Genomic DNA, 26,017 nt, shown 5'->3' with positions numbered 1-26,017 from the left:
ACCTATCAATAATTAAAAATGATTGATTAGTAAAATCAATATATTTCATTTTATCTTTTATGTTGGGCAAACTGAATCCTGTCAACGTACCGGAGCAAACGCAATGAACAATCAACTGCAAGACCGTCAACAACTTAACGATTTAGTGAATGGCTGGATGCACAGAGATCTTGGCGAATGGGCACAATTACGAAACCTTTTCCATCCTGATGGCACCATTGAAATCACCTGGTTTGAAGGGCTGGCGAGTGATTTTGTAGAGGGTTCAATGCGGATGGGGGCGTCGGATTTGCGGACTAAGCACCTGATCGCCTCCCCCGCTGTGACATTTAATGACGCAGGTAATAAAGCCATTCTGGAAACCAATGCAATCATAATTGCTGAAAACGTGAAGTTGAATATTGGCTGTGAATGCCACAATCGCTTTTATGATCTGGCAGAAAAAAGAGAGGGGGTCTGGAAACTCTTTCACCGTCAGAGTATTTACGACATCGGCACATTTACCTTCCCGTTAGGTCCTGTCGAAATTGATCGGAATATTGCCCTGAAATATCCACGAGAATATGCAGCGCTGGCCTACTTACTGGAGTGCAGCGGGTTTCCACTCGGGCGCGTATTTGCCACCCGGGGCAGCGAACTTGAAACAACAATGAAAGCCGCAGGTCAGCGCTGGTTAATAGCCTGATGGAGAAGAGTTCATTCTGTGCCGTAGCGAAATGGATAAAATTTTGTCCAGTTGTAACTTATCCTCGCTAATGTCAATTCTCCGGCGACATCGCCGTAATCATTATTCTGGCGTTCTAAGAAAAACTGACGCACCGCAGCAGGTAAATAAGCAGCGTGGTAGCGCAGAATCGTGCTGTGCCAGAACGGAGCGGGTAATGGCGTGTTGCTGTGGCGCATCAGTAACTCCTCTTTCCAGCGAGACGCCAGAATCTCTTCGCATAACGACTGGCGCATCGTTACCGCCGCTTCCTCTGGGATCCCAGCCAGTAACAACTGGCTGGGTAATACGACTAAGCGAAGGTGTCTGATAACAATTTTTTTCGAATCGTATCCCGTCCAGATAGTCGTCAATTGCTGAACTTTGTCAGGCAATGGCTCGTTGACCTGATACAGCGGCAGAGTTAGAGGTAAGAAAGTGAAATGAAAACTCTCTGTCGGCAGAATATCGGCGAGGGGATCGTTACATATAACGGCGTTTAATTCATTAACCAGGCGTGACACAGGTGATGGCATAGCGGGTTTTATGCCCGTTGCCAGAGCAAGTTTTACCGGGTCGTAGTAGCTATCTTCTCTGATCTCCCCGATCCCAGCATTTTTCTTCCATATCGCTAACGTGTTTAAATTTGTTGAACGATAAATATCTGGCAGACGTAATGATTTCATGAGTGACCCAATGCCGCAGAGATGAACAAGACCATAAGGTGCGATTTCCCCCCGTACGTCAACCCAAAAGATGGTCGTAGTGATCCCTGGCTTAATCGCGCTAGTCTGCCACTACCTAAAAGGCCACAGGGAATAAACGCGGTATGGAAATTATTTTAATGCGTCATGGAAAGCCTGCTTATGAAGGCTCCCCAAAGGTAACGAGTCATGAAATGGCAAACTGGATAACGGAATATGATCTCTCTGACACAGGAGATAATATGCCGCCTGAATCCAGTAAACGCTTAGCCTCCAGCGCATCACAAATCATAAGTAGCCCGCTTCCCAGAACGCTTTCTTCCCTCAGAGCATTAGGGTGCGAACCGGATGTCGTCGATGAGGCCTTCAGGGAGGCTGACCTGCCGGTATTCGCCATTCCCGGCATCAGATTATCCCCATCCCTCTGGGCTGCTCTCTTCCGCGTCATGTGGATCTGCGGCTTTTCCCGTAAAGTGGAGTCGATGAGAACAGCAAAGCGACGCGCTAAACACGCTGCGAATATTCTCGTCAGGTGTGCAAAAATATCCGACGGGCCTGTGCTGCTCATGGGGCATGGCGTGATGAATCGACTCATTGCAAGAGAACTGAGGTCGTTGGGTTTGAAGCAGCATCGTTGTCAGGGGAACGGTTACTGGAACGCAAGACGTTACAGATTTCATTAATTGAATCTCTGTCTCCCAAAACCGAGGGCAGCAGGAAAATTTGGGTCACTGTTATCAAAATCGAACATGAAAAATAACCGCCATCCTTAGTCAGCAAAATAGAGAAGGTGACTGATTTTTCAGTACCGTCTGTATCGACAGTTAATGCGCCTATTATTTTGTTCCTGTGTCAGCATACCTGATTGCGTTGACGCGAAGCGAATAGGTATGCAAATCCCTGCGTGATAAGCCCTGTAAAAATGGCGCACCGGGCCCTTTTCAGGCCAGCTCAATCTCCAGCGTGCGTCATTTCCTGCCACCCTCCGACCAGGAATATAGCTTAATCTGCTATCCCTCCTCGCCTGTCCACTATACTGACCATTGCAGTTGTCGATTTTGCAGGATAAGACGCACGATTCAGTCTCTGACATCAACCCTATCCATGACCATCAGGAGAGCAACATGCAAAAGTGTAAGACCTTGAAAGGACTGCTGATTGCATCATCAGTCGCCGCAATGTTCAGCACTGTCGGTGTGCATGCCCAGGCGACGAGCGCCGCGCAGAGTGACGCCTCAGCCCAGACCAGCTCGACCGGATCGATGGCTAAGCTCAGTTCCGGCGATGAAAAAGCGCTGAAGGACATGGCGCAGGCCAATATCAACGAAGTTGCCGCCGCCAAAATCGCGCTGGACAAAGCCCAGAGCAGCGAGGTAAAAGCCTTTGCGCAGAAGATGGTCGATGACCACGGCAATGCCCTGACCAAAGTGCAGACGGTCGCTAAGCAAAAGGACGTAACCCTGCCGACCGAGCCGGACGCTCAGCATAAGGCGATGGCCGACAAGCTGGAAAAAGAGAGCGGTGACGCATTCGATAAGATGTATATGGAAAACGCCGGTACCAAAGACCATAAAATGGTGCTGTCTAAACTGCAGAGCGATGCCAAAAATATCAAGGACCCGGATGTGAAGGCCTTGGCCGACGAGCACACCCCGGTCGTTGAGATGCACCTGAAGGCTGCCGAGCAGATGAAGATGCCAGCAGATAAGTAAGCGGATCGTTTGCCAGGCGCAGGGCGCTGCGCCTGGACTCGTACCCGGCAGCATGGCGCAAACCAGGCGAAGGAGCGCTTCTGGCTACGGCCAGGCCCAGGGATTAAGCTGCCTTTGATATACCCTGCCCTCCTCTCCCAAAAAAGGTATTTCAACGTGTTAGCGCTGTCGGCATGACGCGTTAAGCCCGGCACATTCTCAAAAAATCCTCTCCGAAAGCGCGATATCCATCACATTATGCCAGGCTTTATAGGGTTCACCACAACGTGACGACAACGCGGCCCGCTGCACCAGACATAAGGGATGACTCATTTGAAAAATGCTAAATACACGATGCCGTTACGCGAGGAGGGGTTCATTGGCCTGGGGGATTATGCCGCGATCGGCGAAGGCCGATCCGTGGCGCTTATCGCTCCGGATGGTTCAATTGACTGGTGGAGCGCGCCGAATCTCGACTCGCCGCCCCTTTTTGATCGTCTGCTTGACCCGACCATCGGCGGTTTTTTTAGCCTGACGCCCGCGGTTGAATATACCGTCACCCGCGCTTACCGCGAGGACAGCAACGTGCTGGAGACCCGTTTTGAGACGGAGGATGGCACGGCGTTGTTAACCGAGTCGATTAACAGCACCCTGGCGGGACGCCTGCCCTGGAGTGAACTGGCGCGGCGGCTTGAAGGTGTGCGCGGTACGGTTCCTTTCCGGCTCCAGCTGCGGTTCGGCACCATGATCGAAACGCGATCGCCCTGGCGGTCAGACACCTTCAAGGGCAGCGTTTACCATATCGGCGATCTGATGGCGATGCTACACACCAGTGAAAACGTCGTCATCACCCATGCCGATGACGAGGAGATCGAGGCGGAAATCACCCTGAAAAAGGGAAGCCGCGAGGTGGTCGCCCTGCTCGTGACCCAGAGCGAACCGCTGGCGGTGCCGGATATTCAGGCGATAGATAATCGCATCGAAACCAGCCACACCGCCTGGCAGGACTGGGTGAAGGGGCTGAAATATGATGGCCTGTATAAAGATCACGTTATCCGCTCTGCGCTGGCGCTGAAGTTTCTCTGGTATTCACCAACCGGCGCGCTGGCCGCGGCGGCTACCACCTCCCTGCCGGAAGGGATCGGCGGCGAGAAAAACTATGATTACCGCTTTGCCTGGGTAAGAGATGCCTGTCTGATCATCAAAGCCTTTACCTATCTGGGTACCCTGGAAGAGTGTAAGGCAGCGTTTTCCTGGCTGTCGAAAACCATTATTAAACACGGTCCGGAGATGCGGGCCTGTTATACCCTGGAAGGCGATCTGGTCCCGGAAGAGTGGTACGCCGAACTCCAGGGTTACCAAAATTCGCAGCCGGTACGCATTGGTAATAATGCCCGCAACCAGCGCCAGCTGAGCATGTATGCCGATATGCTTGGGGTGGCAAAGCTGTTTGTGGAGGCGGGCCACATTCTGGATACGGGCACGTCACGCTTCCTCGGGCACCTTGCCAATCAGTGCGCTGACCGCTGGCGCATGAAAGACTCCGGCATCTGGGAGCTACCAGACGAGCATCACTATACCCATTCCAAAATGTCCTGCTGGCTGGCGCTGGACTGCGCCGTGGTGCTGGCGGAGGCTAGCCATATTGAACCCACATGGAAGGCGCGCTGGGAGCGCGAGCGGGATCGGATCCGCGACTGGGTGGAAGAGCACTGCTGGTCCGATGCCCATCAATCCTACTGCTTTTACGTCGGAGATGGCGGCAAGCTGGATGCCTCGCTCGCCCTGGTTTCACGCTACGGTGTGAAGGTCAATCCGAAACGCATGAAGCTGACCTATCAGGCTATCCAGCGCGAGCTGGGTCACAATAGCGCGATGGTCTACCGCTACAGCGGGGTTGAACAGGAGGAGAGCACCTTCATTGCCTGCTCATTCTGGCTGGCAGAGGCCTGGGCCTCGATGGGCGATCCGAAGATTGCCGGGGAGCTCATGGAGGAGATTCTGGAGACGCTATGCCACCGCGGCAATGTTGAAACGTTCAATGAGATGTTTGATACCCGCACCGGCGAGTGGGTGGGTAATATGCCCCAGGGACTGAGTCATCTTGCGCTTATCTGCGCAGCGCAGGCCATCAGTGAGCATCACGGGCACGAATAAACCTGAAACGCCGGGCAGTTCAACGCCTCTTAGTGCGGCAAGGTGTTGCATTCACCTTGCCGCCCCGCCGTTAGCGGACTAATACAACCTTGCCATCAATCATTGAGAACAGGGGATTCCATGTATAAATCACTTTCCCTTTGGCATCCTGGAACATTAGCGGAGAGTTCTGGAAGAACCCGATGCCAAGCCGGAAAAGACGTCCGTCGCGATAGCGTAGCAGGTGATATTTTTCCCAGTCGATTTCCACGGGTGTGAGTTCTGGCGCATCAACATAGGCGGGTAAATCATTCGAGACAAATATCATCTCCGGCGTGGTGGCTTCGGCCCTGGCCATTTCCGCTGACGACACTTTTGCGGTACGTTTCAGGCCATCGATATCGCGACGTTTTATCTGTGCCCAAATATCTTCATAGGCCTTACGAATTATGGGGAGATCGTTCTCCGTGACTGGCGTTGCGTTCACCCATGACCAGACAGGCACGTGCTGCAGGGAGAGTGCGCCCTGCATTTTATATAACCCGTAATCGCGCTCTAATTTGCTATAGCCCTCGGTGAATTTCACCCCGCGTGTAGCGTCGACCGAATAAAGAGCGGTGATGGCTTTTTTATCGTTCACCGCCAGGCGATAGTCGGCCAGCCTGACGCTCTCCTTTTCCGTTTCATACGTAATGGTGACCTGGCACGAGGAGTCGGCAAAGAGCGTTTGCGGATCTTCAGCATCCTGCGGCCCCATCAAAAGCTCAATCTGGTTGCTGCCGTTCTCCAGAAAGGCGGTCATATTTAACCCGGCAGAGAGGGTGCCGTCATCATCCGTCGTATTATCAAACGCGGGGAGATCGTTCACGCGCAAGAGGCAGGTGCTTTTGTTCGAGGTGAACGCAAAAAGATATTTTCCTTCTACATTCTGCTGAGCACTGGCTATAAAGGCGGGCAGCAACAGCAATATTGCAAAAAGAGCAGTGCGACGCTTTCCGTTATGTTCGTTTTTTCTTGCTATGTTTCTCATAAAAATCCGTTTCACTCTGGTCGCTGAATATCTTTTATAAGCGCAGGCTGGAAGAGAGGATACCTTAACGCAAATATATGCCGCCATGTATTTAGGTTAGAAAATCCCGAGGAATATCGGGATGATAGAGTAGCAGTTATCCTGTAGTGATAAAAGATAAGGCTTATATTCCGAATGGCACTGAGTCTGCCATCGGCAGGTTTACGCTTATACCCCTCCCCTTAAGCGCCTCTTGTTGCCAGAATCAAAACCACCCTGCCACTTCTTACATTCCTGCCTGAAAAAGAGCTCCGCGAAGGTAAATTTTTCGATTGCGTGAGTGCCAATTGCACTACTACGCTCAATGAAGAGTTACTGGAAGCGATGTGGGTAACGCACGGCATGCTAAAAGAGATGGATTTAAATGAAGCAGCGAAAATCACGTTTCTTCAGAAAGGGCTCCTTCAAAGCTAACCAGTGTCAGTAATTTTACGCTTTGCCGATCATACGGGTGGCAAACCAGACATACGGACTGTCACCAGATTTGTTGACAAAGAGTGTATGTATGTCTGAGATTCATCATCAGTTCCGGAATGAATACCGGGAGGAATGCCGCCACCTGAATATCCTGATTAATGGCTTTACCTACATTAAGATAGCTATTGGTCGAGTCATCGATCGTTTCGCTTTCAATAGCATTCCAGGAATTACTAATAAAACAGGTGATACTGGCTTTTACATTATTCTTATTTTCATAATAAAGCCCCGTTTCATAATTCAGCTCGTTTCTGGTTAAAGGTCCGGATTACCAACCGTATTAAGCAGATCGTTACCAGCTATCCCGCTCACGCCATTGTGTAGCTGGCCAGACGAGGGGGTTTTAAATCCGGTAATCCCCCATCCTTTCAACGTTCAGTCATCAAGCATGTTCCATACCAGATACGCGCGTGGGCTGACATGACCGCCGAAGCTGTTATGTTTTTCGTATCGCGCACCCCATGTCAGAATTTGAGGCGATTCCCTGGTTGCGCAGGAAAAGCGGACCGGAACGCATAATGAAATCGTTATTGCGCGCATCTGAGGGCTGATACAGTAAAAACTGTACCAACCCTTAGCCGATTGCTAAAAGAGGCTGTGCAGGAAATCACATCACTTATTTTTCCAGCGCCGCGCGCAGATTACGCAGAGAGGTGGTAATGATGCTCCATGCATCTTTTGGTTTGTCATGCTCGATGATGAACCACTGAACTCCGCTGCCTTTCGCTGCCGGAAGAATACCAGACCAGTCCAACAGTCCTTCCCCGAGTGGAGCAAAGTTCATTTCGTCATCACGGATGCCAATCGACGCATTATCTTTGGCATGAATGGCATAAATGCGCCCCGGATAGGCCCTGAGAAACCGAACCGGATCCTGACCGCCGCGTGATACCCATGCAGCATCCATCTCCAGCTTCAGATTATCAGGTGAAGAATGCTTCAGGATTATGTCGAGGGCCGTTTCTCCTGCATATTTTTTCATTTCAAAATCATGATTGTGATAAGCAAGCTGCAGACCATCGCGATGAAGTTTAGCTCCCAGCGCGTCCAGACGTTTGGCGAAATCAATCCAGCTCTGAGAACTGTCTGGACGATCTTTCGGTTCGATCCAGGGAACAATTAGAGTGTTGTTACCTACTGATTTGTTAAAAGAGACGGTTTTGGCGTAATCGTTTTCGAGTGCTGAAAGCTGCACATGAGCTGACGTAACAGTAAGGTCATTTTTTTTCAGCAGAGAAGCTAACTGTTTTGCACTGAGATCATGTGTTCCAACGATTTCAACGTGCTTAAACCCGGCTTCATGCGCCATGGCAAACTGTTTCTCTGCCGAGCCGACATTACGTAAGGTATACATTTGCAGTGCGACTTCATCATTAACTGAGGCCGCTGAGGCTGAAAATGAGATGAGCGCAGCCGACGCCAGCAGACAGGTACTTATTACTAGACGGTAAATCATAATCTCTCCAGATCAAAAGTAATCGATTACAAAATATAATAAAAAAATGTCGATTACTTCAGGCACGAACAATCTGAAGAGAAAAATGTGATATAAATCATAGCAATCGTGAAATTATGGTTACAAGTTCTACCTCTAAGCCTCCTACAAAGCCGATCAAAGGCGTTGCCAGGACATTCCACTCCTCTTTTGAATTTTCATTTCAACCCGGCTCAGAAAAAATGCTACGTCGGATCTGAACTGACGACTATCAGGAAAGGCTAAGGAGTTTCCGCAGGGAGAGTTTCAATTCACAAAGCGCCAGAGTCATGACGGTTCGCTATGAGTTCATGGTTCCTCATCAGAGCATTTCAGACTTCACTGAAATAGCAAGATGCGACAGTTATTTGCAGAACTCTACCACCTTCATTTTCAGCTTTATGCCCAATTCATTTAAGCAATCAGTAACATGATTCAGAAAAGCGTTTGCTTGAGTTGGCGGTTCATATTTAAAAAAGATCTCGATAACTTTTTTTGTCGTTGGAGTGGCAGGTGGAAAACATTGATAGATTTCTCCCGACTCGATAAAACGGAGGTAGGTATTAATTTTTTCCTGAAGCAAATACAGGTGCTCATCCAACGAGGCATCCCACTCAAGATGATCAGAAATCCCCAGATTTACTTCATGCGGAGTTTCTATCGGTATACCAATGCAGTCGATCGTATTGAGGTCTTCTACTGACATAATTTATCTACTTATCCGGCATACAATGATGAATTATCACCGTAAATTAACATAGACCCTACGTATGAATCATTGCCCCTGCTTAACCTGGCCAGCGTAAATTGAATTCAGGATGGCCTCAGGCACCAGTCAGACATTCATCCCTACCCCCAAACACATACCCTTTTTCGTGGTGCCTGGCGCTTAGGCCAAAAAAAACGGCACCACACTTACGCATGGCGCCGCTCTCAGTTTAACACTCCAGCTTACACATCCGGGAACATCACACTGTTCCCCGGCGCTTCCCTGTGCAGGTGGATAAAGTTCAGGTGCCGTTCATACTGGTCCAGAATATCCGTAATGACCTGCTCCTTGCTGTAATCCATCAGGTCATTGCCCTGGCTGCCCTCCAGCAGGAACGTCTCAAGCCGGTAGTAGGTTGATTTCCCGCTGCGGGCCCGATAGGTAAAGCCGGGCACGGAATATTGCTGCGGCCAGATCTGGTAAACAAAGTTCTGCTCGTCGCCCATATCCACCAGCAGATCCAGGTGCCCCAGGGTTTCGCCCTCTTCCGGCGGCAGGCTTTTCAGCTCGACGCGCGCGCCGCGCAGCTTCAGCTCCTGGGCCACCTCTTCCATTGCCGGGAAGCAGACCGTCTCCATCATCTGTTTGGTGTAACGCGTGCCCGGGTAGTTCATCAGGCGCGACAGACGTTTCTTCCAGCTCAGGCGGTCCTGCGAGCCCATCGGGCGCGGGGCTGTGTCGCGATTGGCACTTTCGCGGCGGTAGTCTTCCACCTTCAGCGATTTGTACAGCCCGGCCATCACGAAGAAGATCACAAAGCTGAACGGTAGCCCCATGATCACCGTGGTGTTCTGCAGGGCGGAAATGCCGTTGGTCATCAGCATGCCGAGCGTCAGCAGGCCAATGGCGACCGACCAAAAGATGCGGATCCAGTTTGGCGCGTCGCTGTTGATGTCCTTCAGCTTCGAGGTGAAGTTCCCCAGCACCAGCGCGCCGGAATCCGCCGAGGTGACGTAGAACAGCAGGCCGGTAATGGTCGCCACGGAGGCGCTAAAGGTGAACGCCGGATACTGCGCCAGCAGGCTGTAGAAACCGCGCTCCGGGTGCGCCATCGCCTCCTGAGCAAAGGTCGCATTGCCATGGATAATCTCGTGCAGGGCGCTGTTGCCGAACACCGAGAGCCACAGCAGGGTAAAGGTGAACGGGATAATCAGCGTCCCCAGCACGAACTGGCGAATGGTGCGTCCGCGTGAAATACGCGCCAGGAACAGGCCAACAAACGGCGACCAGGCCACCCACCACGCCCAGAAGAAGAGCGTCCAGCTGTTCATCCACTCCACCGGGCGGTCAAAGGCAAAGCTGTTCAGCGTCATGCCCATAAAGCGGTTCACGTAGTCGCCAACGTTCAGCACCAGCGCGTTAAGCAGGAACGAGGTGTCGCCCATAAACAGCACGAACAGAATCAGCCCCAACGCCAGCGCGACGTTCAGCTCGGAGAGCACGCGGATCCCTTTATCCACGCCGGAGGTGACCGAAATGGTGGCGATAATCACCGACAGCGCAATCAGCGCCGCCTTGGCCGCCATCGAATCCGGGATATCAAACAGCACGCTCAGCCCGTAGTTAAGCTGCACCACACCGATACCCAGCGTGGTGGCGATGCCGAAGATGGTACCGATCACCGCCGCAATATCTACGCTATGCCCAATGGGCCCGTTGATTTTTTTACCGAAAATCGGATAGAGCGCAGAGCGGATGGTCAGGGGCAAATTATAACGGTAGCTAAAGTATCCCAGCGCCATCCCCATCAGGGCGTACATCGACCAGCCGGTCAGGCCGTAGTGGAACAGCGTCCAGACCATCGCCTGGCGCGCAGCCTCCATGGTCTGCCCCGCCCCTTCCGGCGGCTGCATATACTGCGTGACCGGCTCGGCCACCGAGAAGAACATCAAATCGATGCCGATGCCTGCGGCAAACAACATGGCGGCCCAGCTCAGCAGGCTGAACTCGGGCTTTGACTGCTCCGGCCCGAGCTTCACCGAACCGAAGCGCGAGCAGGCAATGCACACCACGAAGACGATATAGAGCGTCGCCGCCAGCAGATAGTACCAGCCAAAGGTTTTCGACACCCAGTTGAGGGTGCGCCCAATCCACTCGGCAGAAAAATCACGAAAGAAGATCGTCGTCAGGGAAAACAACAAAATCAGCCCGGCGGAAGTATAAAACACGACCGGGTTGATTTTGTCTTTTTCTCTGTCTTGTGAAAGGTCTGTCATCCAGTATCCCCACTGTTTTTGTAACTATTGAAATCCAAATCCGCAACAATTAAGACACATTTTATATTGAACGTCCAATCAAAAACCGCTTTAATGTATTACCAACGCTGATGAATGGAGTGGCAAAAATGCCCAAAGTGGGGATGCAGCCAATCCGGCGCAGGCAACTGATCGACGCCACGCTGGAAGCAATTAATGAGGTGGGCATGCACGATGCGACCATCGCGCAGATCGCCCGTCGGGCGGGCGTGTCCACGGGGATCATCAGTCACTATTTCAAAGACAAAAACGGTCTGCTGGAAGCGACCATGCGCGACATTACCGGCCAGCTACGCGATGCGGTATTAAGCCGTTTACATGCATTGCCCAACGGCAGCGCGGAGCAGCGATTACAGGCGATTGTCGGCGGCAACTTTGATGAAACCCAGGTAAGCAGCGCGGCGATGAAAGCCTGGCTGGCCTTCTGGGCGAGCAGTATGCACCAGCCGATGCTTTATCGATTGCAGCAGGTGAGCAGCCGCCGCCTGCTGTCGAATCTGGTGTACGAGTTTCGTCGTGAACTGCCGCGTGACCAGGCGCAGGAGGCAGGATACGGACTGGCGGCCCTGATCGACGGGCTGTGGCTACGCGCCGCACTGAGCGGCAAACCGCTGGACAAAACCCTGGCCCAGTCGCTCACCAGCCACTTTATTAGCCAGCATTTACCGACCGATTAACCGAGGAGAAATTATGTCCCGAATGGCAGAACAGCAGCTTTATATCAATGGTGGTTATACATCGGCCACCAGCGGTCGCACCTTCGAGACCATCAACCCGGCCAACGGCGAAGTTCTGGCGACCGTACAGGTCGCCGGGCGCGAGGATGTCGACCGCGCGGTTGAAAGCGCACAGCGCGGGCAAAAAATCTGGGCAGCGATGACCGCCATGGAGCGTTCGCGCATTCTGCGCCGCGCCGTGGAGATCCTGCGCGAACGTAACGACGAACTGGCGAAGCTGGAAACCCTCGATACCGGTAAAGCGTTTTCTGAAACCAGCACCGTCGACATCGTCACCGGCGCGGACGTGCTGGAGTACTATGCGGGCCTGATCCCGGCGCTGGAAGGGAGCCAGATCCCGCTGCGCGATACCTCTTTCGTCTACACCCGTCGCGAGCCGCTGGGCGTGGTGGCGGGGATCGGCGCGTGGAACTACCCCATTCAGATCGCCCTGTGGAAATCTGCCCCGGCGCTGGCGGCGGGTAACGCAATGATCTTCAAACCGAGTGAGGTTACTCCGCTCACCGCCCTGAAACTTGCCGAAATTTACACCGAGGCGGGTCTGCCGGACGGCGTGTTTAACGTCCTGCCGGGCGTGGGCGCGGAAACCGGCCAGTTCCTGACCGAACATCCGGGCATCGAGAAGGTCTCCTTTACCGGCGGCGTCGCCAGCGGCAAAAAGGTGATGGCGAACTCGGCGGCCTCGTCCCTGAAAGAGGTGACGATGGAGTTGGGCGGCAAATCACCGCTGATTATTTTCGATGATGCGGATCTCGATCTTGCGGCAGACATCGCCATGATGGCCAACTTCTTCAGCTCCGGCCAGGTGTGCACTAACGGCACCCGCGTGTTTGTGCCTGCAAAATTTAAAGCCGCATTTGAGCAGAAAATTGTCGAGCGCGTGGGTCGCATCCGTGCGGGCGATCTGTTCGATGAAAACACCAACTTCGGCCCGCTGGTCAGCTTCCCGCACCGCGAAAACGTGCTGCGCTACATCGCCAAAGGCAAAGAGGAAGGCGCGCGCGTGCTGTGCGGCGGCGACGTGCTGAAAGGTGAAGGCTTTAACAACGGTGCGTGGGTGGCCCCGACCGTGTTCACCGACTGCACCGACGAGATGACCATCGTACGCGAGGAGATCTTCGGGCCGGTGATGTCCATCCTCACCTATGAAACCGACGAGGAAGCGATTCGTCGCGCCAACGACACCGACTACGGGCTGGCGGCGGGCATCGTCACCGCCGATCTGAACCGCGCCCACGGCGCCATTCATCAGCTCGAAGCGGGCATCTGCTGGATCAACACCTGGGGTGAATCCGCCGCAGAGATGCCGGTCGGCGGCTATAAACACTCCGGCATTGGCCGCGAGAACGGAGTGATGACGCTCCAGAGCTATACCCAGGTGAAGTCCATCCAGGTTGAGATGGCTAAATTCCAGTCCATATTTTAACCGGGAGGTTTATTTGCAATTTGACTACATCATTATCGGAGCCGGCTCTGCCGGCAACGTGCTGGCAACACGACTGACTGAAGATCCCAACACCACCGTATTGCTGCTTGAAGCAGGCGGTCCGGATTACCGCTTTGACTTCCGTACCCAGATGCCCGCCGCGCTGGCGTTTCCGCTGCAGGGCAAGCGCTACAACTGGGCGTATGAAACCGAACCAGAGCCGTTTATGAACAACCGTCGCATGGAGTGCGGACGCGGTAAAGGGCTGGGCGGCTCATCGCTGATCAACGGCATGTGCTACGTGCGCGGTAACGCCATGGATCTGGATAACTGGGCGAAGGAAACCGGGCTGGAGCACTGGAGCTATCTCAACTGCCTGCCCTACTACCGCAAGGCGGAGACCCGCGACGTGGGTCCGAATGACTACCACGGCGGCGACGGTCCGGTGAGCGTTACTACCTCTAAACCGGGCGTGAACCCGCTGTTTGAGGCGATGGTAGAAGCGGGCGTGCAGGCGGGTTATCCGCGCACCGACGATCTCAATGGCTACCAGCAGGAAGGCTTCGGGCCGATGGATCGCACGGTCACGCCGCAGGGTCGACGCGCCAGCACCGCGCGCGGCTACCTGGACCAGGCGAAACCGCGCCCGAACCTGACCATCCGCACTCACGCCATGACCGATCACATTATCTTTGACGGCAAACGCGCGGTGGGCGTCGAGTGGCTGGAGGGTGAAAGCACTATTCCGTCGAAAGCAACGGCGAACAAAGAGGTGCTGCTGTGCGCGGGGGCGATTGCCTCTCCGCAGATCCTCCAGCGTTCCGGCGTGGGCAGCGCTGAACTGCTGAAGCAGTTCGACATTCCACTGGTGCATGATTTACCCGGCGTGGGTGAAAACCTGCAGGATCACCTGGAGATGTATCTCCAGTACGAATGCAAAGAGCCGGTCTCCCTCTACCCTGCCCTGCAGTGGTGGAACCAGCCGAAGATTGGCGCGGAGTGGCTGTTTGGCGGCACCGGCGTGGGCGCAAGCAACCACTTCGAAGCGGGCGGGTTTATCCGCAGCCGCGAGGAGTTCGAATGGCCGAACATTCAGTACCACTTCCTGCCGGTAGCGATTAACTACAACGGCTCGAACGCGGTGAAAGAGCATGGCTTCCAGTGTCACGTCGGCTCCATGCGTTCGCCGAGCCGCGGGCACGTGCGGATCAAATCCCGCGACCCGCATCAGCATCCGGCAATCCTGTTCAACTACATGTCCCACGAACAGGACTGGCAGGAGTTCCGCGACGCGATCCGCATCACCCGCGAGATCATGCACCAGCCCGCGCTGGACAAATACCGTGGCCGGGAAATCAGCCCGGGCGTGGAGTGCCAGACCGACGAGCAGCTGGACGAGTTCGTGCGTAACCACGCTGAAACCGCCTTCCACCCGTGCGGCACCTGCAAGATGGGCTACGACGAGATGGCGGTGGTAGACGGCGAAGGCCGTGTTCACGGGCTGGAAGGGTTACGCGTGGTGGATGCGTCGATCATGCCGCAAATCATCACCGGCAACCTGAACGCCACCACCATTATGATTGGCGAGAAAATTGCTGATGCGATCCGCGGGCGCGAGCCGCTGGCGAAAAGCACGGCAGCCTATTATGTGGCGAACGGCGCACCGGTTCGCCGGTAAGTCGCCCTTCACTTCTCCTCCTCTCCTCACTGGAGAGGGGGATTATTCGCGAAACGCTTCCAGTTTTTTAATCTGCCGCCCTTCCCCGTCAAAATTCTCCGCCGCCAGCCAGGCACACAGCGCCGCCTCTTTTTCTGGCCACTCACCATCGATAATCGAAAGCATATCGCTGTCGCGCGTTCGGCCCTTGCGCACAATTTTTTGTCGCAACCGCCCTTCCCAGGTGAACCCCAGCCGTTCGGCGGCCCGGCGCGAGACCACGTTCATTGAGTCGCACTTCCACTCCAGCCGGCGATAGCCGTGCGCGAAAGCATTTTTCAACAGCAGCCAGATGGCTTCGGTACCCATCGGGCTGTGACGCATTTTACGCGACCAGGTCACGTGACCAATTTCTACCGTTCCCATCTGGCGGTCGATCGCCATGTAACACACTACCCCCACGGCCTGGTCCGTGCGGGTATCAATCACCGCATAGGGCACCAGGGCATCGTCCATGACTTTGCCCAGCAGCCAGTGTCGGGTGACCTCCAGGTTTTCCGGCAGGTTGCTGGCCATCCACGTCCAGTCGCTGCCATCACCCAGCGCAAAAGCCTCAAACAGATCGACGGCGTGGCGGGCGGCATCCAGCGGCTCCAGTCGGCAGAAGCGTCCTGACAGAAGCGAGCGGGGTAAAACGCGTGCGCCATTCCAGCCGGGAACGACGTCATTAACAGTCTGACCAAATTCATTAATTTCCGGCACGGCGAGCCCCCCTTAAAATGTAAACACTTTGTTATATCAGGATAAAAAGCAGGCGAACAGAGGATTTTCCCGCCTGGATCCTGACATTCTGGAAAGCGCCTCGCAAATCGAAAAGTTAGCGGGTGCATTTCGCGGTTTTGACTGTTATTTGCCAGGGCGGGGTCGTAAAGTGCCTGAGTTGCGGGCGTTCTGCAACCGGGTGTAGGAACCCAGACAGGATGACACGACAGTCACTTTGCCACGCCGTTAAAATCGCGGTAGCGCTGGCGGAGCAGCCGGTTGGCTGGCCGTTTTGTCGTGTACGGTATTCCTACCTCCGTCAGTGCTACCCCTCACGAGCACAGAAAATTTCGCTGTCAGGAGCTTTTATAGAGAAGGAACACGACATGACAACAAAATCGACATACGTTTACGCCTCATCCACTAACGCGTTAGTTCAACAACTGATCGATACGCCGCTTGCCACAACGGCAGAACTTCCCGAACTGGCTGATATCAGCGCGGCACTGGTTAGCGTGCTGAAGGAGACCGACGCGCACGACACGCGTAAAGCCCTCTGCGAAAAGCTGCTGCAAACCCTTGGGCAGATGCGGGAGTGCGACACGAGCGAGCCTTCCCCGGAACTGATTGCGCAGTTGATCGAAGGTGAAAGATTCAGCACCAGCGTGCCGGCGTGCTGGCAGGAGATAACCGTTCAGGTGGATTATGCCCTGGCGTTGACGCAGGCCGTTCTGGGCGGAACGTTGCCAGCCAGCGTGGAGAGTTCACTTACGGGGCTACTGCATGACATGGTGTGGATGCTGGCGGAATTTGTGAAGGAGTCGTCCGGCGCGGCACAGTAAGTGCAGAGACAACCTATAAAGCCGAAATTCTGCTTCTCATTGCTGCAGAATTTCGGCACAGGATCACTTCAGCAGCTTCACCGTGGCATCGATGTCGATCTCATCTTCGGTGAAGATCAGCGTTGTGTTCTGGAAAGTGGTAATGGCCAGCTTCTTCACGGCGCGCATTTCGCCTGGCTTCTTATCCGCTTTTGGCCTGATATTGCTCATCAGGATCCCTACTGAAAGCACCGCGTTCTCTTTATCGATCCCGGTCTCAACAGGTTCATCCTCACTGAAGACTACGAAAGATTTGATCGAGGTAAGCTTCACACGCTCGCCCGCAATAAAGAGGTATTTGCTTTCGGGGATCACCTTCACGGCATACGCCGAGAGGCCTTTGTTATTGGTGGTCGGTTCAAAGGTCACCGCCGCATCTTTTTTGATCAGATCAGGGTTAGCGACCTTAATCACATGAAAATAGCGGTTGTCACCGTTCTCATCTTTGATAAATCCAAAGCCTTTATCTTTAAACCACGTTGTGATTGTTCCGTTCATCGCTTTTACCGCCTGTCTGATCGTTCATAACTCAATTTTTGCAGCGCGCAGTGTAAAGCACAATGGGTTTTGAGGCTATGGGGAGACAAGGTGAGAAAAAATCGGCAATAACGATAAGTGAAGATCAAAGCGGGATGAAACGCGCCCCGGTAACACGCGGTGAGTTGCCGGGGCGTGCCGATACCGGCAACTCACCAGCGAGGGCGAACCGCCTGCGTTGTCTATACTGAAATGATACCTGACAACGGAGTGTGCCATGCCTTTACCTGACTTCCACGCCTCTGAACCCTTCACGCTTGGCATTGAACTGGAGCTCCAGGTGGTCAACCCACCGGGCTATGACCTTAGCCAGGACTCCTCCGCGCTGATTGCCGCGGTTGAAAACGAGATCCAGGCCGGTGAAGTCAAACACGATATCACCGAAAGCATGCTCGAAATTGCCACCGGCGTGTGCCAGAGCATTGACCAGGCCGCCGCACAGTTTTCGGCTATCCAGCAGGCCATTCTGCGCGCAGCCAGCGAGCATCATGTGCAGATTTGCGGCGGTGGTACCCACCCCTTCCAGAAATGGCAACGCCAGGAAGTGTGCGACGACGAGCGTTATAACGTCACCCTGGAGCGCTTTGGCTACCTGATTTTACAGGCGACGGTCTTCGGGCAGCATGTGCACGTGGGGTGCCGCACCGGTGACGACGCTATCTATCTGCTGCACGGTTTATCCCGCTTTGTGCCGCACTTTATTGCGCTGGCGGCCTCCTCGCCCTATATGCAGGGCACCGACATCCAGTTTGCTTCATCACGGCTGAATATCTTTTCAGGCTTCCCGGATAACGGGCTGATGCCCTGGGTACCTAACTGGCAGGCGTTCGAAGGGCTTTTCCGCCGGCTTAGCGCCACCAGCATGATCGACAGCATCAAAGATCTGCACTGGGATATCCGCCCTAGCCCCCATTTCGGCACCGTAGAGGTGCGGGTAATGGACACCCCCCTGACGCTGGGCCATGCCATTAATATCGCGGGTCTGATTCAGGCCACCTCACACTGGCTGCTGACCACCCGGCCTTACAAACATCAGGAACAGGATTTTCTACTGTATCGGTTCAACCGTTTCCAGGCTTGCCGCTACGGTCTGGCGGGCATTTTGACGGATGTTCACAGCGGTGAGCAGAAGACCATCGCAGAGGATATCGCATGGTTGCTGGAGCGCGTCACCCCGTCAGCCGAAAAGCTGGGGGCGACAAGCGCGATTCAGGAGATTGGCCTGATGTTGAAACAGGGTAAAAGCGAGGCGCAGCGCATGCGTGATTTCGTCGCCGACGGCGGGTCGCTGATCACCCTGGTGCAGAAACATGCTGAGCTGTGGGCGACGAGTCCGTAACGCTTACGGACAGGAATGATGGCCTAAAGGCGCGTGATCTCCCCTCGCCCTCTCCCCGTTAAGGAGAGGGCGGGAGGAGCCATGTATCTTATGCCGCCTTACGGAACCTGCGGGTCAATCGTTTCTCAATTTCGACAACGAAGAACATTGCGCCAGCCACCGCCAGGGTGACGAACCAGTAACGCAGTGGCAACGCCTCAGTACCGAACAACATCTGCATAAATGGCAGGTAGATAATCGCCAGCTGCAGCAGAAGCAGTACACCCGTTACCAGCCAGATACCTTTGTTAGCCAGCAGGCCGCGGTTGAGGGAGAAGCCCTCGGTGTTGCGGCAGTTAATCATATAGACCCACTGGGCGCAGACCAGCATCTGCAGAAGCACAGTGCGGGTAAATTCGGCGCTGTGCCCACGCGGCGCCAGCCAGGCTTCCAGCGCAAAGGCGGCGATGGCAATCATGGTGCCAACGAACGCCACGCGCCATACGGCATAGGCATCCATCACATGCTGCGCAGTCTGGCGCGGCGGACGCTTCATGATGTTGCGCTCGGCGGCTTCGAAAGCCAGGCCGAAAGAGAGCGTGGCGGAGGTTGCCATGTTCATCCACAAAATCAGTACCGGCGTCAGCGGAATGACGTTCCCCGCCAGCAGGGCGATGATAATCAATAGCCCCTGCGCGAGGTTGGTCGGCATAATGAAGAGAATGGTCTTCTTCAGATTGTCATAAACGCGGCGCCCCTCTTTTACCGCGCTGGCGATAGTGGCGAAGTTGTCATCGGTCAAGACCATATCGGCCGCCTCTTTAGTCACTTCGGTGCCTTTAATACCCATCGCAATGCCCACATCCGCCTGACGCAGCGCGGGCGCATCGTTCACCCCGTCACCCGTCATGCCGACAATCTCGCCCTTCTCCTGCAAGGCTTTCACCAGGCGCAGCTTATGCTCCGGGCTGGTACGGGCGAAAATGTCATACTGCACCGCCGCGGTCGCCAACGCCGCATCGTCCATATGCTCCAGCTGATAGCCGGTTATCGCCTGGCTGCTATTAGCAATTCCCAGCATCTGACCGATGCTCATGGCCGTCTGCGGGTGGTCACCGGTGATCATCTTCACTCGGATCCCCGCCTGCTGGCAGGCGTGGATGGCATCGATCGCTTCCGGGCGCGGTGGATCCATCATGCCGGCGATCCCCAGCATGATCAGCCCGCTGCTGAGATCCTCGTGACACAATGCTGGCTTGTCGGCGGCAGCCGGCTTAAAGGCGGCGGCAACCATGCGCAGCCCCTGCCGGGCAAAGCGCGCCATCTCGTCTTCCCAGTACGCGCGGTTGAAGGGCTCGGCGCCGTTGCCGGTCTGCTGCTGCTCGCAAAGGGCGAAAATCACGTCCGGCGCGCCGGTAATTAAAATCTGCGCGTCGTTGCCCACCTGGTAGTGCGTGCTCATGTACTTGTACTGGGAGTCGAACGGGATTTTGCTAATAAGCGTGGTCGCCACGGGGCTTAGCTTCGCTTTAGCGGCCAGCACCTTCAGCGCCCCTTCGGTCGGCCCGCCGGTAATGCCCCACAGGCCGCGCTCGTCCTTAATCAACTGGCTGTCATTGCAGAGGTCAATCGTGCGCAGATATTGCTCCAGTACGGTGTCTGGCTGGATTTGTACCGGCTCGTCGCTGCCCTCAAGGCAGATCTTCCCCTCCGGCTCGTAGCTATTACCGTCCACGCTGTAGCAACTTTCGGCGGTGATGATTGCCTTCACGGTCATCTCGTTCATGGTCAGGGTGCCGGTTTTATCCGAACAGACCACGGTCATTGCCCCCAGCGTTTCCACGGTAGGGAGTTTGCGGATGATCGCCCGCTTACGCGCCATCGCCTGCACGCCCAGCGACAAGATAATCGAAATAATGGCCGGCAAACCTTCCGGCACGGCGGCGACCGCCAGGCTTATCAGGGAGAGAAGCAGTTCACCCAGCGGGATATCGCGCAACAGGATGCTGAAGACAAACAGCGCCGCCATCATCGCCAGAATAATGGCGAAAATCGCTTTGCCCAGCTTATCCATCTGTACCAGCAGCGGTGTGCGGTGCTTCTCTATACCGGCCATCATCTGGTTGATGTGCCCAAGTTCAGTCTCTTGCCCGGTGGCGATGACCACGCCCACGCCACCGCCCGCGCTGACGGTCGTGCCTGAAAAGACGAGATTGGTGCGATCGCCCAGCGGCAGTTCGCCGTGCAGCGCATCGGTATGTTTATCCACCACAGTGGATTCCCCGGTCAGAATCGCCTCTTCCACGCGTAAATTATGCGCTTCAATCAGACGCATATCCGCCGGAATACGATCCCCTGCGCGCAAGACAATAATATCGCCCGGAACGATTTCAGTGGTTGGAATGGTTTCGTGCTCGCCGTGACGAATAACACGCGCATCGCTAGAGAGCATATTTCGAATACTTTGCAGCGATTTCTCGGCGTTGCTTTCCTGAACATGACCAATTAAAGCGTTAATGACCGCCACGCCAAGAATAACCAGCGTATCGACCCAATGCCCCATTACCGCCGTTAATACCGCTGCCGCCAGCAGTACATAAATCAGGACATCGTTAAAATGGGCCAGAAAACGCAGCCAGGCAGGTTTCGCTTTTTTCTCTGGCAACGCATTGGGGCCATATTTATTTAAGCGTTCATCTGCCTCGGCGCGGCTCAGACCGCTAGCGTGCGTTTGCAGTCCGGCCAGGGTCTGCTCTACGGTCTGCTGGTACGCCAGACCAGAAGCCTTGTTGTCAGTGGATGGCGAAGACGGCGGGTTAGGCATTTTCGTCATAGTCAGTTCCTTTAATTTCATGTGAATGGCAGCCGGAATTCCTTTCTGGCTTATTAAAATGGGCGTGAAATAAAATAATAAGTTGTGGCAAAAATTGATTTATCGCAATATATTCTAAAAAGATAATGGCAAAACTCAGCACAACTTATTTCATGTAATGATTTTCACAAAATATTTCTAAACCAACCTTAAACAAGGGGGAAGCATGTTTGGTATTTATCGCGGTCGCCGTCTGGCGTTATATATTATCGCGGCCATTGTTATCGCCACGTTAATTGGATATAGCACCTACACTTTCGTTAAATTATTTTCCGTGGGATGACATTAATTTACACGGATAAGGATTACTTGAATATTCGCCACTAAAATAATGCAATTCCGGCGCGCATCGGCGGATTATTATCCGCCCACGCGGCCAGAGGTTTATATTGCTTTACGTTGCGCTATCCCGGACAATGCTATTTTTAACTGACGATTAACATTACTATGAAACACCCGTTAGAATCGCTGTTAACGGCAGGCGGCATTTTGCTGATGGCCTTTCTCTCCGTGCTACTGTTGCCCGCGCCCTCGCTGGGCCTGTGGCTGGCGCAAAAGCTGATGACCACTTTCCATATGGTCGATTTGAATCAGCTCTACACTATTCTGTTCTGCCTGTGGTTTCTGCTGTTGGGCGCCATTGAATTTTTCGTCCTGCGTTTCATCTGGCGCCGCTGGTTCTCACGGGCGTCGTAAACCGGTGAAATCGCGCATCCCCTGGACCAGCGCTTCGCACCACGCCGTGTAATCGTGACCGCTGGACCACGGGTGAAAACTCACCCGATACCCTTTCTCTTTTAGCACCTGCTCAAACTCCAGCGTATTCCGGTAGATACCGCCATCCGGACCACTACTCTCAAACCTGCCGGCCTGCAGCCAGAAGCGAATCGGGTAGCGCGGAGCGTGCTGATACTGACGTGTTAACCAGCTTGCCTCTTCGCCTTCAGGCGCCCACCAGTAAGAGCCGGACAAACTCAGCACATTGCCAAACAGGCGTGGATAGCGTAAAGCCACCCACGAGGCGGCAAGGCCACCGTAGCTGGAGCCCGCCAGCACCGTTTTTTGCCGCTGTAAAGCCACGCCCTGACCCCGTAGCCAGGGCAGAAGCTCGTGGGCCATGGCATTGGCGAAGCGCGGATTAGGCGGCAACTCCTGACTACGGCGGGCGTGATCGAGGCTATCGATAAAGACCACATTTATCGGCGGCAGAACATGCCGCGCAATTAAGCTATCGAAGATATTGGCGACGTGATAGTCACGCTGATAGATCTGCCCGTCGAAGAGGATGAGTGTCCAGCGCGCTGGCTGCGCGCTGCGCGGCCGGTAGAGCAACACGTCGCGGCTGTTGCCAAGCTGGGTGCTGGTAAAGGTGTGACGGGTAAGCGAGCCATTCACAATGGGCGTGGCGGCGGCCTGCGCGGAACAGTAGCGCGTCGGGCTGAGATCAAGCAGTGAATAACGATTCCAGCGATCCTGCTTACCCTGCACGGCAGTGTGGGGGTTGAGCGGATCGGCCTGTGCGCTGACCAGGATCGCCCGACGTTGATCGCGTGGGGAGCCGGTGATAACCGGCACATCCGGCGCCAGCTTGTACTGCATCAGGGTATCGGAAGGCACCACATAGCTGCGAAACCAGACGTCGCTTTGCCCTAACCGGAACAGGGGGTCATGGTCGCCCGCCGGTGATCCAAGAATAAAGACGTTCTCCCGCGCGCCGCGCCAGAGAAAGGTCACCCGCTTGTGGTCGGCGTCCACCGGCTCCACCATCGGCGTTCCCTGCCGACGCTGCGCCTGCCAGAACGCCTCAGTACTCCCACCAGCAGCAACCGTTTTTGCCAGCGCATTCAGGGTCGGACTTTCAGGCTCAAGAATCTGCACGCGCGGTAATGCGGAGGTTTCTCTTATTCGCCACTGAAAATGCCAGGGTTGACCCGGTTCGCCGTGCAGCATCAGGGAGGTGTTCTGACGCACCGGCAAAGCGAAGAGTAGCGAGTGTTCGCCGTCCGCCGGGCCATTCTCAATCAGGGTGCGAATCCGGCTATTTTGCCCATCCAGCAGTCGGGCGTCCGTTACCCCTTTTAGCGTGGCCGAGACATAGTTTTCATTCAGTTTCGGCAGCGTAAAACAGACTTCGCCGCTGGTATCAAATTTCCCCTGCACATCCCCCTGAAGGGAAGCGTGTTCACAGGTCGCCGCCATGGCTGGCAGTGTACTTATTCCTAACAGCAACCCACTCCACACCCTTTTCATTTACACCCTTTCCTCGCAAAATTTGTCAGTAACGCTAATGCAAATGGTAATTGTTTGCAATATCATTTAAAACGTTTTTACCGGTGTTTTTATGGCGATAGCAACCAAGGACAGATAATAAAAATGTTTAAAAAGAATAAAGTAATGCGCCTCTGGCTTATGAGCCTGGCGACAGTCAGCATGGTGGCTCAGGCTGCAAACAATGAAGAAACGCTTGTGGTTACGCAGGGTGTGAGTCAGGAGCCCACGGCCCCGGTCACCGGCATTGTGGCCACCAAAACGCTCTCCGCGACGAAAACCAGCGCAGAAATTGTGAAGACGCCGCAGTCGGTCTCGGTGATCACCCGCGACCAGATGGCAATGCAGGATGTCACCTCCGTATCGCAGGCGCTGCGCTACTCCGCTGGGGTCTTTACAGAATACCGCGGATCATCCAACCGTAACGACGAGGTCTTTGTGCGCGGCTTTAGCTATGTGCCAAAGTTCCTCGACGGGCTGAGCTTTGGCGCAACCGCCTCTTCCCAGACGGGGACGATCGATCCATGGTTACTGGAACGGGTGGAGCTGATACGGGGTCCGGCATCCGTTCTGTTCGGTCAGGTGAACCCTGGTGGTTTAATCAGCATGACCAGCAAACGCCCCACCGCAGAGGCTATTCATAATGTGCAGTTTCGCACCGGCAATCATGATCTGGCAGAAGGCGCATTTGATTTCGGCGGCAAGCTTAGCGACGATGGTCGCGTACTGTATCGTGTGAACGGCATTGCCCGCACCCAGCATAACCAGGTGGACGATTATAAAGAGACGCGTATGGCGATAGCCCCGGCGATCACCTGGTATCCAAACGATCAGACGCGCTTTACGCTCCTCACCAGCTACCAGAAAGATCCCGATGCAGGTTACCGCAATTTCCTGCCCGCCTACGGCACGGTAAAGAGCGCTAACGGCCAGTACATTCCCTACGATTTTAACGCGAGCGATCCCAGTTACGACCAGTCCTGGCGCGAGCAGACCCTTATCGGCTACGAGCTGGAGCACCAGTTCGCCGATAATATGACCTTCCGCCAGAACGCGCGTTACGCCACTATCAAGCAGAAGTATCGCTACCTTGTTTATGCCAATAGCGCCGCCAACAGCACGCTGCTGACCCGCCGGGCGCAGCGTGAAGTGCGCACCACCAACGAGTTTGGACTGGATAATCAGCTGGAGTCTCTGGCCAATACTGGCGAAGTCAGCCACATTCTGCTGGGTGGCGTTGACTACAAGGCCAGCAAAGATAAACAGCTGCTGGCGCGCGGCGCCGGCACGCAGTACGACCTCGACTGGACCCGCCCGGTCTACGGCGTGAATGTCGATGAAAGCACGTTCAGCACCGCAACGGATGAACAGCAAAATCTCGACCAGATGGGCCTCTATCTGCAGGATCAAATGAGCTGGAAAAACTGGGAGTGGCTGGTTTCCGGGCGCTACGACTGGAGCGAAGTTCGCACCAAAGACTTCACGGACAGCAGCGTCACCCAGCAAAACGACAGCAAATTCACCTGGCGTACCGGCCTGCTGTACGCCTTTGATTTTGGCCTGTCGCCCTATATTAGCTACAGCACCTCCTTCGAACCGAACCTGCAAACCAACCGCGCGCCGGGCGTCGGGCCTTTTAAACCGACCACCGGCGAGCAGACGGAGATTGGCCTGAAGTATCAGCCAGTGGATACCACCCTGATGACCCTGGCGCTGTACGATTTAACCCAGGAGAACGTCGCAACGTACAACAGCGCCGAAGGCTGGTTTGAGAACGCCGGCAAAGTTCGCTCGAAAGGGGTTGAAGCAGAGATCCACGCCACGCTGATGGAGAACATCAACCTGATTGGCTCCTATACCTGGACGGATGCAGAAAACAAAAGCACCACGGTGGCAGGGACGGAGGGCAAAACGCCGGCGCGTATACCCGCCCATATGGCCTCTGCCTTTGCCAGCTATACCATTCCCGGAGGCGCGCTAAAGAGCCTGACCGCAGGCGTGGGTATGCGCTACATCGGCACCAGCTACGGCGATGCGAAGAATACGTTCAAGGTGCCCTCGGTCGATCTGTATGACGCCATGGTGAGCTACGATCTCGGCGAGCTGAACAGCACGCTGAAAGGCGCCAGCGTGCAGTTCAACGTGAATAACGTGGCGGATACCCGGTATGTGGCTTCGTGTGCAAGCGATACGGCATGCTTCTATGGCATTGGCCGGACGATGACCGCCACCGTGAACTATCGTTGGTAAGAGGAATGTCGCCCTCTCCCCTGGCGGGAGA

General features: G+C 54.7%; 20 protein-coding genes. 11 read left to right on the top strand and 9 right to left on the bottom strand.

From position 1 onward, the window contains the following. The first annotated feature begins 103 nt into the window (after window positions 1-103). Window positions 104-685 (top strand): nuclear transport factor 2 family protein, encoded by a 582-nt coding sequence (locus B3511_RS04615; RefSeq protein ID WP_233801101.1) that lies wholly within the window; start codon window positions 104-106, stop codon window positions 683-685. A gap of 11 nt (window positions 686-696) precedes the next feature. On the opposite strand, the gene B3511_RS04610 is transcribed toward B3511_RS04615, so the two are convergent. Next, the gene (locus tag B3511_RS04610) at window positions 697-1,389 is read right to left on the bottom strand and encodes a hypothetical protein (protein WP_233801099.1); all 693 of its coding nucleotides are present in this window, start codon (window positions 1,387-1,389) and stop codon (window positions 697-699) included. 143 nt (window positions 1,390-1,532) lie between these two features. On the opposite strand from B3511_RS04610, the gene B3511_RS04605 reads away from it, so the two are divergent. From B3511_RS04605 to B3511_RS04595, 3 genes are all read left to right on the top strand, one after another. Then, a complete protein-coding gene (locus B3511_RS04605; protein WP_286777627.1) occupies window positions 1,533-2,090 on the top strand; it encodes a histidine phosphatase family protein in 558 nt (185 codons plus the stop codon). A 441-nt stretch (window positions 2,091-2,531) separates the two neighbouring features. Continuing rightward, entirely contained in the window at window positions 2,532-3,119 is a 588-nt protein-coding gene (locus B3511_RS04600) for a DUF4142 domain-containing protein (RefSeq protein WP_040076684.1), read from the top strand. Between the two features lie 303 nt (window positions 3,120-3,422). Then, window positions 3,423-5,255 (top strand): glycoside hydrolase family 15 protein, encoded by a 1,833-nt coding sequence (locus tag B3511_RS04595; protein WP_233801093.1) that lies wholly within the window; start codon window positions 3,423-3,425, stop codon window positions 5,253-5,255. A 70-nt stretch (window positions 5,256-5,325) separates the two neighbouring features. Here B3511_RS04595 and B3511_RS04590 read toward each other — a convergent pair whose 3' ends face one another. The 4 genes from B3511_RS04590 to betT all read right to left on the bottom strand — a co-directional run bounded on the left by B3511_RS04590 (window position 5,326) and on the right by betT (window position 11,239). Beyond that, window positions 5,326-6,102, bottom strand: coding sequence for an IdsF (locus B3511_RS04590; RefSeq protein ID WP_286777626.1), 777 nt, complete (start codon window positions 6,100-6,102; stop codon window positions 5,326-5,328). 1,294 nt (window positions 6,103-7,396) lie between these two features. After that, window positions 7,397-8,236, bottom strand: coding sequence for a sugar phosphate isomerase/epimerase family protein (locus B3511_RS04585; RefSeq protein ID WP_212476930.1), 840 nt, complete (start codon window positions 8,234-8,236; stop codon window positions 7,397-7,399). Window positions 8,237-8,618: 382 nt separating this feature from the next. Continuing rightward, on the bottom strand, window positions 8,619-8,960 hold the full coding sequence (locus B3511_RS04580) for a DUF6572 domain-containing protein (protein WP_286777625.1): 342 nt from the start codon (window positions 8,958-8,960) through the stop codon (window positions 8,619-8,621). A 245-nt stretch (window positions 8,961-9,205) separates the two neighbouring features. Further along, window positions 9,206-11,239: a choline BCCT transporter BetT gene (gene betT / locus B3511_RS04575; RefSeq protein ID WP_046884374.1), complete on the bottom strand. Its 2,034-nt coding sequence runs from the start codon at window positions 11,237-11,239 to the stop codon at window positions 9,206-9,208. 128 nt (window positions 11,240-11,367) lie between these two features. Between betT and betI the strand changes: the two genes are divergently transcribed. Genes betI through betA form a run of 3 tightly spaced genes read left to right on the top strand, consistent with a single transcriptional unit; the run spans window position 11,368 to window position 15,119 of the window. Further along, window positions 11,368-11,955, top strand: coding sequence for a transcriptional regulator BetI (gene betI, locus B3511_RS04570; RefSeq protein ID WP_046884375.1), 588 nt, complete (start codon window positions 11,368-11,370; stop codon window positions 11,953-11,955). 13 nt (window positions 11,956-11,968) lie between these two features. Continuing rightward, complete coding sequence (gene betB / locus B3511_RS04565; protein WP_286777624.1) at window positions 11,969-13,441, top strand: betaine-aldehyde dehydrogenase; 1,473 nt, start codon at window positions 11,969-11,971, stop codon at window positions 13,439-13,441. A 13-nt stretch (window positions 13,442-13,454) separates the two neighbouring features. Beyond that, window positions 13,455-15,119 (top strand): choline dehydrogenase, encoded by a 1,665-nt coding sequence (gene betA, locus B3511_RS04560; RefSeq protein WP_286777623.1) that lies wholly within the window; start codon window positions 13,455-13,457, stop codon window positions 15,117-15,119. Between the two features lie 42 nt (window positions 15,120-15,161). On the opposite strand, the gene B3511_RS04555 is transcribed toward betA, so the two are convergent. Next, the gene (locus B3511_RS04555; RefSeq protein ID WP_286777622.1) at window positions 15,162-15,860 is read right to left on the bottom strand and encodes a GNAT family N-acetyltransferase; all 699 of its coding nucleotides are present in this window, start codon (window positions 15,858-15,860) and stop codon (window positions 15,162-15,164) included. Between the two features lie 386 nt (window positions 15,861-16,246). On the opposite strand from B3511_RS04555, the gene B3511_RS04550 reads away from it, so the two are divergent. Continuing rightward, window positions 16,247-16,702 carry a hypothetical protein gene (locus B3511_RS04550; RefSeq protein ID WP_286777621.1) on the top strand — a complete coding sequence of 152 codons (456 nt, stop codon included), beginning with the start codon at window positions 16,247-16,249 and terminating at the stop codon, window positions 16,700-16,702. A gap of 63 nt (window positions 16,703-16,765) precedes the next feature. Here the strand turns inward: B3511_RS04550 and B3511_RS04545 are convergent, their stop codons facing one another. After that, window positions 16,766-17,239 carry a cold-shock protein gene (locus B3511_RS04545; protein WP_046884380.1) on the bottom strand — a complete coding sequence of 158 codons (474 nt, stop codon included), beginning with the start codon at window positions 17,237-17,239 and terminating at the stop codon, window positions 16,766-16,768. Between the two features lie 256 nt (window positions 17,240-17,495). Between B3511_RS04545 and B3511_RS04540 the strand changes: the two genes are divergently transcribed. Then, complete coding sequence (locus B3511_RS04540; protein WP_286777620.1) at window positions 17,496-18,617, top strand: YbdK family carboxylate-amine ligase; 1,122 nt, start codon at window positions 17,496-17,498, stop codon at window positions 18,615-18,617. A gap of 88 nt (window positions 18,618-18,705) precedes the next feature. On the opposite strand, the gene B3511_RS04535 is transcribed toward B3511_RS04540, so the two are convergent. Beyond that, complete coding sequence (locus B3511_RS04535; protein ID WP_286777619.1) at window positions 18,706-21,429, bottom strand: cation-transporting P-type ATPase; 2,724 nt, start codon at window positions 21,427-21,429, stop codon at window positions 18,706-18,708. Between the two features lie 486 nt (window positions 21,430-21,915). Between B3511_RS04535 and B3511_RS04530 the strand changes: the two genes are divergently transcribed. Next, window positions 21,916-22,164, top strand: coding sequence for a DUF1158 domain-containing protein (locus tag B3511_RS04530; protein ID WP_040076702.1), 249 nt, complete (start codon window positions 21,916-21,918; stop codon window positions 22,162-22,164). Here B3511_RS04530 and B3511_RS04525 read toward each other — a convergent pair. Continuing rightward, complete coding sequence (locus tag B3511_RS04525) at window positions 22,150-23,718, bottom strand: alpha/beta hydrolase-fold protein (protein ID WP_286777618.1); 1,569 nt, start codon at window positions 23,716-23,718, stop codon at window positions 22,150-22,152. The genes B3511_RS04530 and B3511_RS04525 overlap by 15 nt on opposite strands. 123 nt (window positions 23,719-23,841) lie before the next feature. On the opposite strand from B3511_RS04525, the gene B3511_RS04520 reads away from it, so the two are divergent. Then, a complete protein-coding gene (locus tag B3511_RS04520) occupies window positions 23,842-25,986 on the top strand; it encodes a TonB-dependent siderophore receptor (protein ID WP_286777617.1) in 2,145 nt (714 codons plus the stop codon). The last annotated feature ends 31 nt before the right edge of the window (window positions 25,987-26,017 follow it).

It is taken from the genome of Leclercia sp. UBA1284 (genome assembly GCF_002308415.1).
Classification (GTDB): Bacteria; Pseudomonadota; Gammaproteobacteria; order Enterobacterales; family Enterobacteriaceae; genus Enterobacter; species Enterobacter pneumoniae.
This window is presented reverse-complemented; position numbering and strand designations above follow the sequence as displayed.